Annotated in this window: 10 protein-coding genes and 1 pseudogene; 8 read left to right on the top strand and 3 right to left on the bottom strand. The window is 61.7% G+C overall.

All coding sequences use genetic code 11. From position 1 onward, the window contains the following. The 6 genes and pseudogenes from ACFTSA_RS19225 to ACFTSA_RS19250 form a co-directional block, all read left to right on the top strand. Nucleotides 1-222: pseudogene (locus ACFTSA_RS19225) on the top strand (hypothetical protein); the annotation flags it as partial. A 90-nt stretch (nt 223-312) separates the two neighbouring features. Beyond that, on the top strand, nt 313-3471 hold the full coding sequence (locus ACFTSA_RS19230; protein WP_377953302.1) for an FAD-binding and (Fe-S)-binding domain-containing protein: 3159 nt from the start codon (nt 313-315) through the stop codon (nt 3469-3471). Further along, nucleotides 3468-4961: an NAD-dependent succinate-semialdehyde dehydrogenase gene (locus tag ACFTSA_RS19235; RefSeq protein WP_377953303.1), complete on the top strand. Its 1494-nt coding sequence runs from the start codon at nt 3468-3470 to the stop codon at nt 4959-4961. The genes ACFTSA_RS19230 and ACFTSA_RS19235 overlap by 4 nt, the downstream gene beginning before the upstream one ends. Before the next feature lie 187 nt (nt 4962-5148). Continuing rightward, complete coding sequence (locus ACFTSA_RS19240) at nt 5149-6396, top strand: MFS transporter (RefSeq protein ID WP_377953304.1); 1248 nt, start codon at nt 5149-5151, stop codon at nt 6394-6396. A gap of 241 nt (nt 6397-6637) precedes the next feature. Then, nucleotides 6638-7858 carry a multidrug effflux MFS transporter gene (locus ACFTSA_RS19245; protein WP_377953305.1) on the top strand — a complete coding sequence of 407 codons (1221 nt, stop codon included), beginning with the start codon at nt 6638-6640 and terminating at the stop codon, nt 7856-7858. Then, nucleotides 7858-9054: an MFS transporter gene (locus tag ACFTSA_RS19250; protein ID WP_377953449.1), complete on the top strand. Its 1197-nt coding sequence runs from the start codon at nt 7858-7860 to the stop codon at nt 9052-9054. The genes ACFTSA_RS19245 and ACFTSA_RS19250 overlap by 1 nt, the downstream gene beginning before the upstream one ends. Before the next feature lie 580 nt (nt 9055-9634). On the opposite strand, the gene ACFTSA_RS19255 is transcribed toward ACFTSA_RS19250, so the two are convergent. Beyond that, a complete protein-coding gene (locus tag ACFTSA_RS19255; protein ID WP_377922875.1) occupies nt 9635-11071 on the bottom strand; it encodes an MmgE/PrpD family protein in 1437 nt (478 codons plus the stop codon). An 864-nt stretch (nt 11072-11935) separates the two neighbouring features. Here ACFTSA_RS19255 and ACFTSA_RS19260 point away from each other — a divergent pair. Together ACFTSA_RS19260 and ACFTSA_RS19265 are read left to right on the top strand one after the other, a co-directional pair. Then, nucleotides 11936-12289 (top strand): hypothetical protein, encoded by a 354-nt coding sequence (locus tag ACFTSA_RS19260; RefSeq protein WP_377953309.1) that lies wholly within the window; start codon nt 11936-11938, stop codon nt 12287-12289. A 146-nt stretch (nt 12290-12435) separates the two neighbouring features. Continuing rightward, entirely contained in the window at nt 12436-12876 is a 441-nt protein-coding gene (locus ACFTSA_RS19265; protein WP_377953311.1) for a hypothetical protein, read from the top strand. A 245-nt stretch (nt 12877-13121) separates the two neighbouring features. On the opposite strand, the gene ACFTSA_RS19270 is transcribed toward ACFTSA_RS19265, so the two are convergent. Both ACFTSA_RS19270 and ACFTSA_RS19275 read right to left on the bottom strand, forming a co-directional pair. After that, nucleotides 13122-13376 carry a hypothetical protein gene (locus ACFTSA_RS19270; RefSeq protein WP_377953313.1) on the bottom strand — a complete coding sequence of 85 codons (255 nt, stop codon included), beginning with the start codon at nt 13374-13376 and terminating at the stop codon, nt 13122-13124. 183 nt (nt 13377-13559) lie between these two features. Then, complete coding sequence (locus tag ACFTSA_RS19275) at nt 13560-14423, bottom strand: sugar phosphate isomerase/epimerase family protein (RefSeq protein WP_377953314.1); 864 nt, start codon at nt 14421-14423, stop codon at nt 13560-13562. Between the last annotated feature and the right edge of the window lie 6 nt (nt 14424-14429).

Below are 14429 nucleotides of genomic sequence, written 5' to 3' on the forward strand. Positions count from 1 at the left end.
AACTTCCGCATCGGCTTCCTGCGCCTGGATGCCGGCGCGACCTACCAGGCCGGCCAGTTCCCGTCCATCGAAATCCTGTTCCAGACCAAGGGCCAGGTCACCGCAGGCGGCGAAAAGTACGGACCCGAAACCGGCTACGAATTCCTACCCAACGAAGGCCCCACCCCCATCAAGGCCATCGAACCCACCGAATTCCTCCGCTTCGTCCTCCACACCTTCTAAAACCACACACGACAGGCAAAGATGGGGCAGCGCGTGCTTTTGCTGCCCCGTGGATACTTACCGGCCACCGCCGAGAAGGAGCTTCTGCCCATGACGGATTCCACCAGCCGCAGGGTGTCGCTCCACCCCGAAGTTGAACCGCTGCAGCATCTCAACGGCGACGAGGGCTTCGGGCGCAGATCGGGTGACGGTCTGGACGTGCAGATATCCGGGCCCGCGTCGGCGTTGTTCCGGGAACTCGTGGAGGCAGGGCTGGTGGTGGATGCGTCGACCCGTCGGCGCTCCGAGTATTCCTACGATGCGTCCAATTATCGTGTCGAACCGGTCGCTGTCGTGTTCCCACGTTCTGTCGACGATGTGCTGGCCACTGTCGCGGCGTGCCGGACAAGCTGCACGCCGATCATCCCCCGCGGTGGTGGAACGTCCATGGCCGGTAACGCGGTCGGCCCTGGTCTCGTGCTGGATTTCTCACGGCACATGGACCGGATCCTCAACATTGATGAGGAGGCTGGGACGGTCGACGTCGAACCCGGCGTCATCCTCTCAGCCCTGTCCCGCGAGGTGGAACGCGCCACGGACGGCCGTACCACTTTCGCACCCGACCCTTCGTCCAAAAATCGCGCCACGATTGGAGGATCGATCGGCAACGACGCATGCGGCAACCACTCCGTGCGCTATGGCCGCACGTCTGACCACGTAGCAGAGATTGACCTCGTCACCTCCGAAGGTGCGCGGCTGACCGCGACCGAGACAGGCCTGCGGGCCACCGATCCGAACGACTCCTTCTCTGTCACCCGTGCGGAGACCCTCACGGCGTCACTCGCGCGGCTCGCCCATGAGAACCTGAGCGCCCTCCGCCTCGAACTCGGCAACATTCCTCGGCAGGTTTCCGGTTATCACCTTGAAAATCTCCTGCCGGAAAAGAAGTTCAATGTCGCACGGGCCGTTGTCGGTTCCGAGGGAACATGGGCCATAGTCGTAGGAGCTCGAATGAAGCTGGTACCCAAGCCAGCGGCCGCGCTGCTCGTCTGCCTCGGCTATGACGACGTCGTCGACGCAGCACGGGACATCCCCACGATCCTGGAGTACTCGCCGGCCGCCGTCGAGGGTACCGACGAAGCGATCGTCGCCACCATGCGGCACCGACGTGGACCCGATTCCGTACAGGGCCTGCCTGAGGGGCGGGCTTGGCTTTTCGTGGACCTCGACGGCGACGACCTGGACACGGTGCGCACCCAAGCGGACCGGCTGCTCACGCGGCTGGCAGTAAACGGGCGACTCATCCAGGGCCGTGCCGCTGCGGACCCCGTCGAGCGCGCGTCGCTCTGGCGCGTCCGCGAAGATGGCGCGGGACTGTCCTCCCGCCTCGCATCGGGGGGCCAGTCCTGGCCTGGCTGGGAAGACTCCGCGGTCGCGCCTGAACGGCTTGCTGATTACCTTGCGGACCTCCGCGAACTTCTGGCCGAGCACGGGCTCACCGGAGCCATGTACGGGCACTTCGGGGCCGGATGCATGCACATCCGCATTACCTACGACCTGCGCAGCGAGAAAGGCCGTGAGATCTTCCGCACGTTCACGCGCCGTGCCGCCGAACTCGTAGTCAGCCACGGCGGATCGCTGTCCGGCGAACACGGCGACGGCCGCGCCCGATCCGAGCTCCTGCCCCTCATGTACTCATCCCAGGTGATGGCCGCATTCTCCAAGTCCCGCCGGATATGGGACCCGGAAGGCATCCTGAATCCTGGCTCCATGACCGATCCCGATCCCATGGACGCCAACCTCGCCCTCGCCGGCGTTCCGCAGCGGGAATGGCGCACGACCTTCGACCTGCGCCCAGTCGGATCGTCCGGGACAGACCCGTGGGTTGACGCCGTCAGCCCAGTCGGATCGTCCGGGACAGACCCGTGGGTTGACGCCGTCCAGAGCTGCATCGGAGTGGGCCGATGCCGATCAGACGCCGGCGGCGTCATGTGCCCGAGCTACCGGGCGACCAAGGATGAGAAAGACTCCACCCGTGGACGCTCCCGCGTTCTCCAGGACATGGTCCGCGGCGCCCGCTCCGTGGGGGAGGGCTGGAAATCAGAGGAAGTCAGGGAGGTGCTGGACCTCTGTCTGGCCTGCAAGGCCTGCTCCAGCGACTGCCCCACCGGCGTTGACATGGCCACCTACAAATCCGAATTCTTCTCGCACTATTACGAGGGAAAACTCCGGCCCCTCTCACACTTCTCGTTGGGCTGGCTGCCGCGTTGGCTTCAAATCACCGGACGTATTGCCCCGGTCGTCAACGCCGTCATGTCCACGCCCCTGGCCAAAGCGGCGTCCGTCCTGGGCGGGCTCACCACGAAGCGGACAATGCCTCGCTTCGCCGGATCCAACGATTGGCGACGCGAAATCGCTATGGCCGGCGTTGCTCCGGCTCGCAAGTTCATAGACCGCGCCATGAACGACCTCGCCGACATCGCGAAGGCTCCTGCTGCCGAACAGGCAGTCCTGTTCGTCGATACCTTCACCCGGGGGTTTCGCCCCGAGGTCGCCGCCGCAGCCGCCCGCGTTCTCGTCAGCATTGGCCCCACGGAGTGCTCTGCCGACGCCTGCTGTGGCTTGACGTGGATCTCTACCGGGCAGCTGGAAACGGCCAAGAAGGTCTTGGCCAAGGCCGCGGTTGCACTCGATGACGGGACTGACCGCCCGATCGTCGTCGTGGAACCGAGCTGCGCCGCCGCGCTCCGCAAGGACCTGCCGGAACTGGTTCATACAGACCAGGCGCGCAGGGTCGCTGCCAGAGTGCGGAGCTTTGCAGCACATATTGAAGAACTTGTGCGGTCAGGCTGGGCACCCGCCCCGGCAAACCCACTTCCCAAACAGGTAGTGCTCCAGACTCATTGCCACGAATACTCCGTCTTCGGCGCTGGCAGCCAGCGCTCGGTACTCGCTGCCGCGGGTATTCCAGACGTCGTGGACGCAACTGGTTGCTGCGGCGTGGCCGGGAACTTTGGCTTCGAAAAGGATCACTTCAACGTCAGCATGCTGGTCGCCGAACAGGCTCTGGCACCCGCCCTGCGGCAGACTGCGAGGGAATCCGCGGTTCTGACCGACGGATTTTCCTGCGCGATGCAGGTCCAACAGCTCGACAACTCCCGATCGGGCCGGCATCTGGCCCAGCTTCTGGACCCCGGCACACAGGCTCTCGCCTCCCCTAACAAACACGCGCAAGACCCTCAGCGCTCTGCAGATAAGGACCCCTCATGAGCATCCAGGCAACCATCAACCCCACGACCTCACAAAGGGCACTGGACGCCATCGCCAAAGTGAGCACCAACCTGTATATAGACGGTCACTGGACAGAGTCAACATCCGGAGCCCGTTTCAATGTCATTAACCCCGCCACGGAGGAAGTCGTCGCCACCGTGGCCGACGGAGGCCCGGAAGACGCCCGACGGGCCATTGAGACCGCGGGCCGAATCCAGAAACAGTGGGCCAAAACACCGCCCCGGGAGCGCAGCGAAATCCTGCGCCGCGCCTTCGAGCTGATCATGGCCCGACAGGACGAACTTGCCCTGATCATGACCACGGAAATGGGAAAGCCCCTTTGCGAAGCTAAGGGCGAGGTCGCCTACGCAGCCGAATTCTTCCGCTGGTTTTCAGAGGAAGCTGTCCGCATCGGCGGGGACCTGACCACTACCGGCGACGGAACAACACGCGTCCTCGTCTCCAAGGAGCCGGTGGGCCCCTGCGTGCTCGTGACGCCCTGGAATTTCCCCCTGGCCATGGGCACCCGCAAGATCGGCCCCGCCATCGCCGCCGGCTGCACCATGGTCTTCAAGCCCGCCAACCTCACGCCGCTGTCCTCGCTGGCACTGGTAGACATCCTCATCGAAGCCGGGTTGCCCAAGGGAGTGCTGAACGTCGTCACCACCACCAGGGCGTCCGACGTCGTCACCCCCTGGATGGAAAGCGGAGTCGCGCGAAAGGTCAGCTTCACCGGCTCCACAGGAGTAGGTATCCGGCTCCTGGAACAGGCCGCACGGAACGTCATGCGCTCCTCCATGGAACTTGGCGGCAATGCTCCTCTGATTGTGTTCGAGGATGCCGACCTGGACTGCGCCGTCGAAGGCACCGTCGCGGCAAAGATGCGGAACATGGGGGAGGCATGCACCGCAGCAAACCGTATCTTTGTGCAGCGCTCCGTGGCCGCCGACTTCTCCGCACGGCTCGCCAAGCGCTTAGGAGCGCTCAAAGTAGGCGACGGCACAGAGGAAGGCACCCAGGTTGGCCCGTTGGTGGAAGCAAAAGCACTGAACAAGGTCCAGCAGCTCGTGGATGATGCTGTTGCCAAGGGTGCCACAGTGGTCTGCGGCGGGTATCGTCCCAAGGGCAGCGGATTCTTCTACTCCCCAACAGTTCTTTCGGGCGTCAGCCAGGACGCCGCATTAATGAGCGAAGAGATCTTTGGCCCCGTGGCCCCGGTGATTCCCTTCGACACAGAAGAGGACGCAGTTCGCCTGGCCAATGACACACCTTTCGGTCTCGCCGGCTATCTATTCACCCAAAATGTGGAGCGCGCTTTTCGCGTGGGGGAGACCCTCGAAGTTGGGATGGTGGGCCTGAATACGGCCGCACTGGCCAACCCCTCCGCACCGTTTGGCGGCATAAAGGCATCGGGCTTGGGCCGAGAGGGCGGGCGAACCGGAATCGACGAGTTCCTCGAATACAAGTACACGGCGGTCCCGCGGATGTAACTTCCCAGCGTCGGCTCCGCCTTTGGTCCGGTTGCGGGCTAAACCGTCACCACTTCGAGTGGACGAAAAAGACAAGGAAATCGGAAGGAGTTCGGCGACCAGCTAAAAGTTCCTGCCAGTAGCACCAGCCGCGGTGACAGCAGGACGCTCGTAAGCCAATCTCACTCTTCCTGAAAGGGCCACTCCCATGGTTACCTCCACAGACAACACCGCCCGTAGTCCCGGAATCAGTCCGGGATTTACCCGACTGTTGGCCTTCACCGGTGGCGCCGCTGTCGGGAACCTGTATTGGGCGCAGCCACTCCTCGGAGACATTGCTGTGGCGCTGAGCGTCTCGCCCGATACGGCCGGGCTACTGGTGACGCTCAGTCAACTGGGCTACGCCCTCGGGATATTCCTCATCGTGCCACTCGGTGACACTTTGAACCGGAGACGCATGATCCCCACAATCATGTTCTTATGCTCCTTATCGTTGGGGGCCAGCGCCGTGGCGCCGAGCTTCGTCGTCCTACTGACCACTCTTGCCCTGGTGGGTTTCACCAACATCGCCGGACAACTCCTGATCCCGTTGGCCGGGGACCTCGCCACTGACGAACAGCGGGGGCGCGTGGTCGGGACAGTGGCATCCGGGTTCCTGGTTGGCATTCTGCTATCCCGGACAGTCAGCGGAATAGTGGCGGACACCTTCGGCTGGCGCATGATTTACGTTGCGGCCGCAGGCATGATGCTTGTCCTCGCAGTCATCATGAGCCGCGCGATACCGGTCCTGCCACCTCGAGACCACATACCCTACGGCAGGCTTTTGCGCTCGGTGCTCCAGGCATCCATACGGCACCGCCCCGTGAGAGTCATCCTGGTCTTTGGGGCCGCCCTGATGTGTGTCTTCACGGCTTTCTGGACGGGTCTGACGTTCCTGCTGGCAGAGATCCCGTTCTCCTTCACAGCCTTTCAGATCGGGCTCGTAAGCCTCCTCGGCGTGTTGGGAGTGATCGGGGCTCAATTCACCGGGCGAGTGTATGACCGCGGCTGGTCCATTCCCGCCATTGCTGCCGGACTCGCCATCACGCTGATTTCCCTCGTTATTTCCGGGCTCAGCGGGTCCTTAGTCGCCGGGGTGCTTGTAGCCGTCTCGCTGCTGTCCGTCGGCGTCCAGTCCGTGCTGGTACTCCTCCAGACCCTGATCGTCTCGATAGACCCCGCAGCGCGGAGCCGCCTCAATACAGCACTCATCGTTGCCAATTTCGTCGGCGGGGCCACGGGATCAACTGTTGCCGCTCTACTCTGGCCAATCGGCCGATGGACCGCCGTCATGGGCGCTACGGCCCTTATTGTCCTCTTCGCCCTCACCATCTGGTTCCTGCAGAGAAGACGCTCTCTCGCGGAGTTGACGAGCACCTCGCCTGCCCTCCCTGCTCCCGATGAAATTTCCCTCTAACAGAAATAAGCCGGTTTGGGAGCAGGGACAGGAACGGCTTAGTTGCACGTAACCGGACCGCAGCAACGAATGTGCGATATCCTACTTAGTGGGATTTATTTAATACGTATCCTTCGGTTGGCCGCGCTTCAGGTGGAGCGGCGGGACGAACGGGCAATCCGCGCGTGACCACGAACTGTCTGGGTCCAGAGTTGGATTTCTGGTGGTTTCTGCGGCGGCTATCAGCTAGGGAGCGGAGCACATGACCAGCACTGATAACGCCGTCACGGTGCGCCCTTCAACTGTTGGCCGCCCGGTGGCGATGGTCCTCGGTCTATTGACAATCTTTGGTCCAATTACGACCAACCTGTACCTGCCTGTCCTTCCCGCTCTTACAGCAAACTTCCAAAGCACCATATCGGCGGGGCAGCTGACTATCACGGCCTGCCTGCTCGGCCTGGCGGTTGGTCAGGTTATCGCCGGCTCGCTGTCGGACCGCTTTGGCCGCCGCCGACCACTATTGGTCGGGGCGATCGTCTATGTGGTCATGTCCGGTGTCTGTGCGGGCAGCCCGACGATCGGTACGCTCATTGCTGCCAGATTCGTCCAAGGTCTGGCCGCGGCAGTGGGTATTGTTACCGCCCAGGCAGCAGGCAGGGACCTGTATTCAGGCGGCAAGCTCACTCGGTACTGCGGGCGTCTGACGGTTCTGGGTGGGATGTCAGCAGTGATCGGTCCGGTTATCGGTGGGCAGCTCGCAGCATTCGGTGACTGGCGCGGGGTATTCATTTTCTTGGCAGTGGTCGGAGCATTCGTCCTTCTCACCTCCCTTGCGTTCTTCCCCGAGACACTACCGGCGAGGTGCCGTTCAAAGGGGGGCTTCTTCCACATTCTGCGGAACTACGGCAAGCTACTCACCGACCGCACGGTCGCGGGCGCGGTACTCATTACTGGTCTCACATACTCCGCCATTTACGCATACCTGAGTGGGGCCACCTTCGTCCTACAACGAATCTATGGGCTCTCACCCCAGGAGTATTCCTTTGCCTTCGGCTTGAATGCCGTAGGGGTCATGGTTTTTGGCTTTATTGGCGGACGCCTTTCCGAAAGGTCGTCCGAGAAAAGAACGATGGTCATAGGGCTCGGTATAGCTATGGCCGGGTCCTTGGGCTTGCTTGCAACCGCCTTCCTGCACCCGCCCCTGATCGGAATTCTCATGTCGCTATTCATGCTGGTCGGCGGCGTAGCCACTGCAAGTCCTCCCGCCACGGCCCTGGCCCTGAGGGACCACTCCGAGCTCGCCGGCACCGCTTCCTCACTGGTTGGGATGGCGCGGTTTGCTCTCGGCAGTATTGCTGCCCCTCTCGTCGGACTAGGCGGGCCAGACACTGCGGTCCCCTTCGGCATTGTCACAGCTGCGTCAATCTGCGCGGCGTTGGGATGTCTAGGCTTATTCGGCAAACGCCAGAAGCTTCGGCCATGATGGCGCGCTGGCGGTTGGCACTGAGTGTGCAGGCGGTCCTGTCACAGGCTGGCTGGGTGGGGATCCGGGTAATCATCGGATACCGGGCATTATCCGAAGGTGCCGACGCCGTCTTCCTGGGTCTCTTGGCCTCATGTTTCGCGCTGCCAGCGCTGTTAGCCGCCTTACCCTCGGGCCGTCTGGCCGATAGGTTCGGGGGTTCGATCATGGCCTTCGTGGGGTTAGTGACCGCAGCCGCGGGCACTGTAACCATGCTGGCATTCCCGGGACTCCCGGTCCTGCTGGCAGCCAGCGCACTCATCGGCTTGGGCAATCTCCTGGTGATAGTTGGGCAACAGGCATTCGTGGCGCACGTAAGCAGCACGGATTCACCTGACAGCGCCTTCGGCACGCTGGCTGCCGCTGCTTCAACCGGTCAGCTCATCGGCCCGCCTGCAGTGACCCTCCTCGCCTCGCTGGGGGTCCCGGCTGGAGGGCGGCCGGACACTACTATCGGGCTCTTCGTTTGCCTGTCATTTAGTGCCCTGGCCACCCCTGCTTTCTTTTTCCTTCGACGCACGGATTCTGGGATGCGGCGCGGGAGAACGGATGCAGCGGGGGACCCGCTCACAGCCGGCGAAGTCCTAAAGGCGCCAGGGCTGTGGCGCTCTCTGGTGGTCAGTGGCGCCGTGCTTGTGACGGTAGACCTGATGTACGCGTTTGTCCCCGTCTGGGCGACTGAGCAAAGTGTAAGCGCCGCTGCAGTAGGAATGCTCCTAGGGTTGCGCGCTGCCGTTTCCGTTCTCAGCAGGCTTGGCCTGACCCGGCTAATCTGCCGCTTCGGACGAAAGGCTATGCTCATTGTTTCCATCAGCGCCGCAGTCCTGTCGCTGGCACTCCTGCCGCTGGTTGGAGCTTGGGGTGCAATCGTCGTGATGGTCGGTCTCGGCCTCGGACTCGGCATTCCCCAGCCACTCACCATGGCCTGGGTAGTATCCCTTACGGCCGCGTCCAGCCACGGCGCGGCACTGGGACTCCGGCTGACAGTGAACCGGCTGGCGCAAATCACGCTACCCATCGCCGTCGGTAGCTTCGCCGCGCCCGCTGGCGTCCTGGGAATCTTCTGGGCAAATGCAGCGCTACTCGTCGGCGCCATTGCAGTAGTTGCCGGCGCAGACGCTGCGCCGGCAACAACGAGGAAGTCTGACGCGGATTAGACGTGGGACAAAGCTCCCAGGCACTTCTGACGGGCGGAAAGGCAGGTGTCCGGCATCGGCAGCCGTCCTCGACGAGCTTAGGAAAGCAAGCAGCAGCGCCCCACTACTGAATTCCGATTCCCAACCGGACCTGGGGACATCTGGTCATGACCGTGCCCTGCCCATCCGGGACTGACCAGAGTCAGGCCCGGATGGGCAGGGCACACGAGATGACTACCAGGGCATCCCGAATGGATCGCAATCAGGCCACGAGCTCACACCGCCTCGCATCGGAGTGCTGGCTGGCGACTCATACGCAGTTGCTTCGACCTGGGTCTTGGGCACCGTCCACCATGCAGAGTCGTTGCCGCCAAAAAACTCCAGGAAGCGTCGCATCACAGCTTTGGCTAAGAAACCCGAACCGTTCATGGCTAGGAAATTCCACCCCTTACTCCGGGATCTGAGCAGTCATCAATGACTCGAATTTTCAAAAAGTCCCGTGATGAAGGATAAGTAGAACAGTCTCGGCTGCATAGACAGAGCCGTTCCGACTTCACACGTACTCGAGGAAGTCACTTGACCCCAGTCTCTAGGCACACCACTACAGGGCGGAATCGCCCAACATCTCCATGAGTGTCGCGACGTCACCAAGATTTTCCAGGTCGAGGATGGTTTCCGCGGCGGCTGTCGCTACGTCGTCGGTCAGGACTCCCTGCGCACAGGCCTTGAACTTGGTGACCAGATCAGCGTCACTCGCGCGTGACTCAGGCACATCATTTGTCATCCAGCGGGCATAGTCTGTGCTGTGAACGAAGCTGGTGCCTCTCGCGAAGACCTCGACCTGTGCTGGTCGCCGCTTGAGATTCCGGCGACCGCTTACCACCAGGTCTTCATAACGGCAGACCTCACTCCGGTCATAGACCTCATGCGAGACGCGTTTGGCGAAGGCGCGGATGTCCTCCCGGTCCAGAGTTTCGAGTGCCTGCCACTGGGGCCCCCAAGGTACACGATGGGCCGCTACGGCGAAGTTGTAAGGCAGACTGGAAGCCGCCTCGACATGGTCCTCGATATCGGTGCTGTTGTACTTTGGAAGTCCGACCAGCCCCTCATTGCGCACCACTACCTTCTCGATTTCCTCCGGCTTCAGGTCGTGCTCCTTCAGAAGGGCATCAAAGCAATCCAGCGGCGCTTGGTGCGATCCACAGCAGGGCCAATACTTGTAGCCGATCGCCTCAAAACTCCAACTCTCTCCTAATCCGACAGTCAGCTTGTCCCAATCACAAGCAGGCGACCCATTCATGGCCCAGAACCCATACTCGCCGTCGAGCACTGTGCTGTCGCCCCGGTAGCCCTTTTCAGCGAGCCGTGCGGTTACGATCCCGGCTTGTGCCGTCCATCCCGACGGGCCGTATTTCGCCATTCCAACATGAATGGTGTGGTTGTACTTGACGTGGGACGCGACCGGGGCGTGATAGCCAGCAAGGCCTAGGGCATGGGCCATGCGATCGGTATTCAGACCCATGATCCGCCCGGCACCGGCCGTCGCGCCAAACTGCGTACAGCCAACACCGAAGCTTTTTAGAGGAAGGCCGCCCGGCGTCGCCCGCAAATTGCCGAGGGAATCCGCGACGCGGCAGCTTATTTCGTGCGCGACAGCCAGCGCGACGATAAGTTCCTTTCCGGGCGCGTGGCGGATCTCAGCCATGGTCAGTGCCGGAGGCACAACATATGGAGTTACGTGCGCTGGCGGCTGCAGGGCGCAGTAATCAAGGGCATTCATTAGTTCGCCGTTCACAAAGGCTGCCATGGACGCCGGCAGCTTGTCCCGGCAACCGACTACCGTTGCCTGCGGCGCCCCGCCTTCTTCCCGCGCGAACTCCAACGCGAGGCGTGCCTTGGCGAGAAGGTGCCCTCCCAGTCCGCACGCCACCGTGTCCAGCAGGAGGCGCTTCACCTCCTGCACAATGTGATCGGGAAGGTGCTCGAACTTGAGATTGGCGCTGAATTCCGCCATCCGCCTCGTGACACTCTCATCCATGATGCTTCCTTCCGACGCGTTTCGGGCACTGCGCGGATGCAGCTCTACGGTGCCACACTGTGAGACTCCTGCTTTCGAACGTGGCACTCCAGGAATCGCGATGTCTCAACACGCTAGTAACACTTCCTTCTTGTAGGAGAAGAGGTCTGGTGAGTTTTTCCAAGCCGCGTAGTTACGCGCTTCCACTAAGGGGACACGTATGGTGGACCCAAAGTGACGATATCCGGTAATATGGGATATCGTCAATAGTGCTTCGACTCGTGAACCCGCTCCTTGGATGGCCTCTTGCAGCATTTGCGCCGAACTTTACGGAAGCTGCCCTCGCCGGGCGCGCCATGATGAGGCACATCGCAGTGCCCGCTGCTCAGGAACAGGTTCGCACCCTTCTGGGTGTGGCTTGCCAGCCGACTTGGCGAGAGTGACAACCTAGTTGGCGAGCCGGGAGCCGCGCTGGTTCGGCGGCGGTTGAGGGCCGTTTGGCGTCCTGGCTGAACAGGCCGCGTGGGGCTTCAACGTTGCCAAGGGAGTTGGCGAAAAGTTCAATGGCAGCGACATTCAGGCTTGTCCTGCGCGCCAGGACCAAGCCCCAGTCCGGTCGAGCACGCACATGCGTACGGTTCGCTGACTCCCTGGCAGGATTCGCCAGCTCGTTTGGCAATTCGCCTACAAGGCTGGCGAGCCACACTGGGTCAATCGGTTCTCGCAGCTACTTCCACTCCCGTGGGTTTGAACGCCGATAATTGCGATTCCGTCATGTTGGAGGGCGCCAGGCCTTATGGCCGTCCGGTGCTTAATAGGTCCAGGTTCGGTCATGCCTCTTCTGTGATGTCCGCCCATGAGATGTTCGAAGGAGGTCGCAACGCTATGACGTTCATTGAACCCTTGTCGATGGCTTGCCCCGGACAGAAATGCACGGGCAAGATCGTGCGCGGGGCCTGGGTATCTCCGGACATCAGGCGCAGCGACCGCCCGCGTCCGTCACGGTTACTCCTCGCCCTCAAAACGCCGCAGATGCGCGTGGATGAGCGTCCAAAATGGCAAAAAGATGGTGTGCACATTGTGCACACCCTGGGCTTCGGATTCGGTTGTATCGGCGTCGGACTGGTTCGGATTGGGGATGTTTTCGGGGGGAGTGGCGGGTTTTCAAGGGTTGGCGCCTGGTTCGAGTCCCACCTTGGGCACGTGTTTTCCCTGTTCAGGGGCTTTTTTAGCCTCTGAGTGTGCACATTTTGTGTTGTGAAGGGCCCCTTCGGGGCCTTTCTTATTGGTGGCCGGTGGTGTGGCCGGTTGTCTCCTTGCCTGGTGCTTGTGCTTGAGTGTTTGGTCTTTGGTACCTGTTCATGGGCAGCTTGGGGTCGGCCGACATGATCTTTGAACGTTCGGCGGAAAATTTCTTTTCTGCTCGACGTTGGTTGTTCATCCCGCTCCTCCTCCTTTTCGGCTGTGGTGGACTGTTCTGCTTATTCATGGTCGGCCTGGGGTGGAACCGCATGACCATCTCCAGTTGCGGAGCCGGCTGTCCGGTGGTGTTGTCTGTTTCTGCCTTCACGACTGTTCATGGCAGGGCTTCCGGCTGGCTGCATGACTATCAGGGATTTTGTCCCGAGCTCTTCAGAGGCTCGCCGGGAAGCCACCATCGGATGCTGTCGCTTGCCAGCGCAGGGGCAGGAAGATTAGTAGCTGGCTGCTCTCACCAGAGCGGGGGTGTCCGGCTGTGCTGCGGCATGAACGGACCCCAGCAGATGACAGGGACGAGACTGATCACCTATATGAACGACCATTCATGCATCGGTTATGTCAGCTGAGGATCTCAGAATTCCCTGAGCCTCATCAGAAAACCAGAATCTCAAATCTATTCTGACGGCCCTTCGGCTACGTGCCGACATCGGGTTGGGGTGTACTTGAAGTGCATTGAAGTACAGTCGCGCCATGTCTGCTGACGACCCATGCCCTTGCGTATGGGTGAGCGGACCAATCTGTCATGGAATTCCCGCCGGTGCTTGCGTTCCAGGCTTTTTCTTGTTCAGTTGTTCGTTGCACTGGCTCACACTTATGGCCTTTGCTCGTGGTTGAGGCCCTTCGTGACTTCGTAGTGGAAGCCGGCGCGGTCCTCTGTTGCCCATGCCTCATAAGACTCGGCCTTCTCGAACAGTCTTCGGTTCTGCGCTGTCGGTCGCAGCCACAGGATGGTTCCGTCGTCAGTGACGGCGTCGACCTGTCCGCTGCAGACAGGACTACCCTGCTGCCGGATCTCGATTCTGGCCCCGGTGAGTAGTGTCCAGTCTGTGATGCGTCTGAGGTCCACGGTTCCGTCGTCCTTTCGGGTTGGATGGGTTGACGTCTCTTGGCTGTCTGCCCACGCGGGCTGAGGGCGGGGGAGACGGCATTTTGCTGGCTATCCAGGCGGTCCATCCCGTGGCCGGCAAGTCTTTTTCCTTATGCTGGCCACGGTTTCAGCTTCTCAGATGGGATTCCTGGAAGTACGGCTCTAGTTCGTTGGGAAGCAGGCGCTTGTTGTGAAGTGGGCAGTCAGCAGGGCTTCCTTGACGGGAAGCGCGCGGTGTTCGTTGGACAGGATTTCCACGCCCCAGGGACCATTGAAGCCGAGGGTTTTCAGGGCGCGGATGAACCCGGTGACGTTTTGGTCGCCTTGTCCGCACAGGCGGCGGTTGTCCCGTGTGTCTTCGAAGAGAGTGCCGTGGACTTCCGCCGCAGCGTCATTGAGTTCGACGCCGAAAATCTGGTCTGCGTCGAGGCTTGCTGACAGTTCGTCCAGCGTTGTTCCTGCCCGGAAGACGTGCCAGTAGTCCACCACCAGCCCGCACCCGGGCATGTCCACCTTCCGCATGAGGTCGGCGGCCGCCGGCACGCTGCCGACCATCGAAAACGGCATCGGTTCAAGAGCGATCCGGGTGCCCCGCAGTGCGGCCTCCGCCGTCAGGCGTCGGAGGGGTTCCACGAGGAAGTCGAGGTCATCCAGGGGTTCGCCGATGGATGTTCCCACCTTGATGAAGCGTGCACCGAGCGACTCCGCAGCTTCGAGGAGCAGATCGAACTTAGGCCGCCAGCCCGGGGATAGGCTCTCGTCCCACCAGTCGGTAAGAAGCTCAACTTCTACGTAGCGCAGGCCGGCGTCGTCGATGAGACCCCGCAACGCCGGAAAGCCCGGGGTAGCGCGCGCCTCGGCCAGATCGTCATGTGCCAGCCCGAAACCTGACCATCCAGTGGATGCGATGGCCCCGAGGCGCTCTGCAATGGGCACAGGACTGGTCTCGGGATTTTGCAGCGGCGCCGCATTGCCGGCGCTGGTCCAACACGATGCGACGAGTTCCGGGGTGCTGGTGGTGGTCATTGTTCT

This window comes from Arthrobacter sp. NPDC057013 (genome assembly GCF_042674585.1).
Classification (GTDB): Bacteria; Actinomycetota; Actinomycetes; order Actinomycetales; family Micrococcaceae; genus Arthrobacter.

Bases quoted from the DNA above. Each gene is read 5' to 3' on its own strand.
- ACFTSA_RS19230 (WP_377953302.1), top strand. From the start codon at position 313: ATGACGGATTCCACCAGCCGCAGGGTGTCGCTCCACCCCGAAGTTGAA.
- ACFTSA_RS19235 (WP_377953303.1), top strand. From the start codon at position 3,468: ATGAGCATCCAGGCAACCATCAACCCCACGACCTCACAAAGGGCACTG.
- ACFTSA_RS19240 (WP_377953304.1), top strand. From the start codon at position 5,149: ATGGTTACCTCCACAGACAACACCGCCCGTAGTCCCGGAATCAGTCCG.
- ACFTSA_RS19245 (WP_377953305.1), top strand. From the start codon at position 6,638: ATGACCAGCACTGATAACGCCGTCACGGTGCGCCCTTCAACTGTTGGC.
- ACFTSA_RS19250 (WP_377953449.1), top strand. From the start codon at position 7,858: ATGGCGCGCTGGCGGTTGGCACTGAGTGTGCAGGCGGTCCTGTCACAG.
- ACFTSA_RS19255 (WP_377922875.1), bottom strand. From the start codon at position 11,071: ATGGATGAGAGTGTCACGAGGCGGATGGCGGAATTCAGCGCCAATCTC.
- ACFTSA_RS19260 (WP_377953309.1), top strand. From the start codon at position 11,936: ATGACGTTCATTGAACCCTTGTCGATGGCTTGCCCCGGACAGAAATGC.
- ACFTSA_RS19265 (WP_377953311.1), top strand. From the start codon at position 12,436: ATGATCTTTGAACGTTCGGCGGAAAATTTCTTTTCTGCTCGACGTTGG.
- ACFTSA_RS19275 (WP_377953314.1), bottom strand. From the start codon at position 14,423: ATGACCACCACCAGCACCCCGGAACTCGTCGCATCGTGTTGGACCAGC.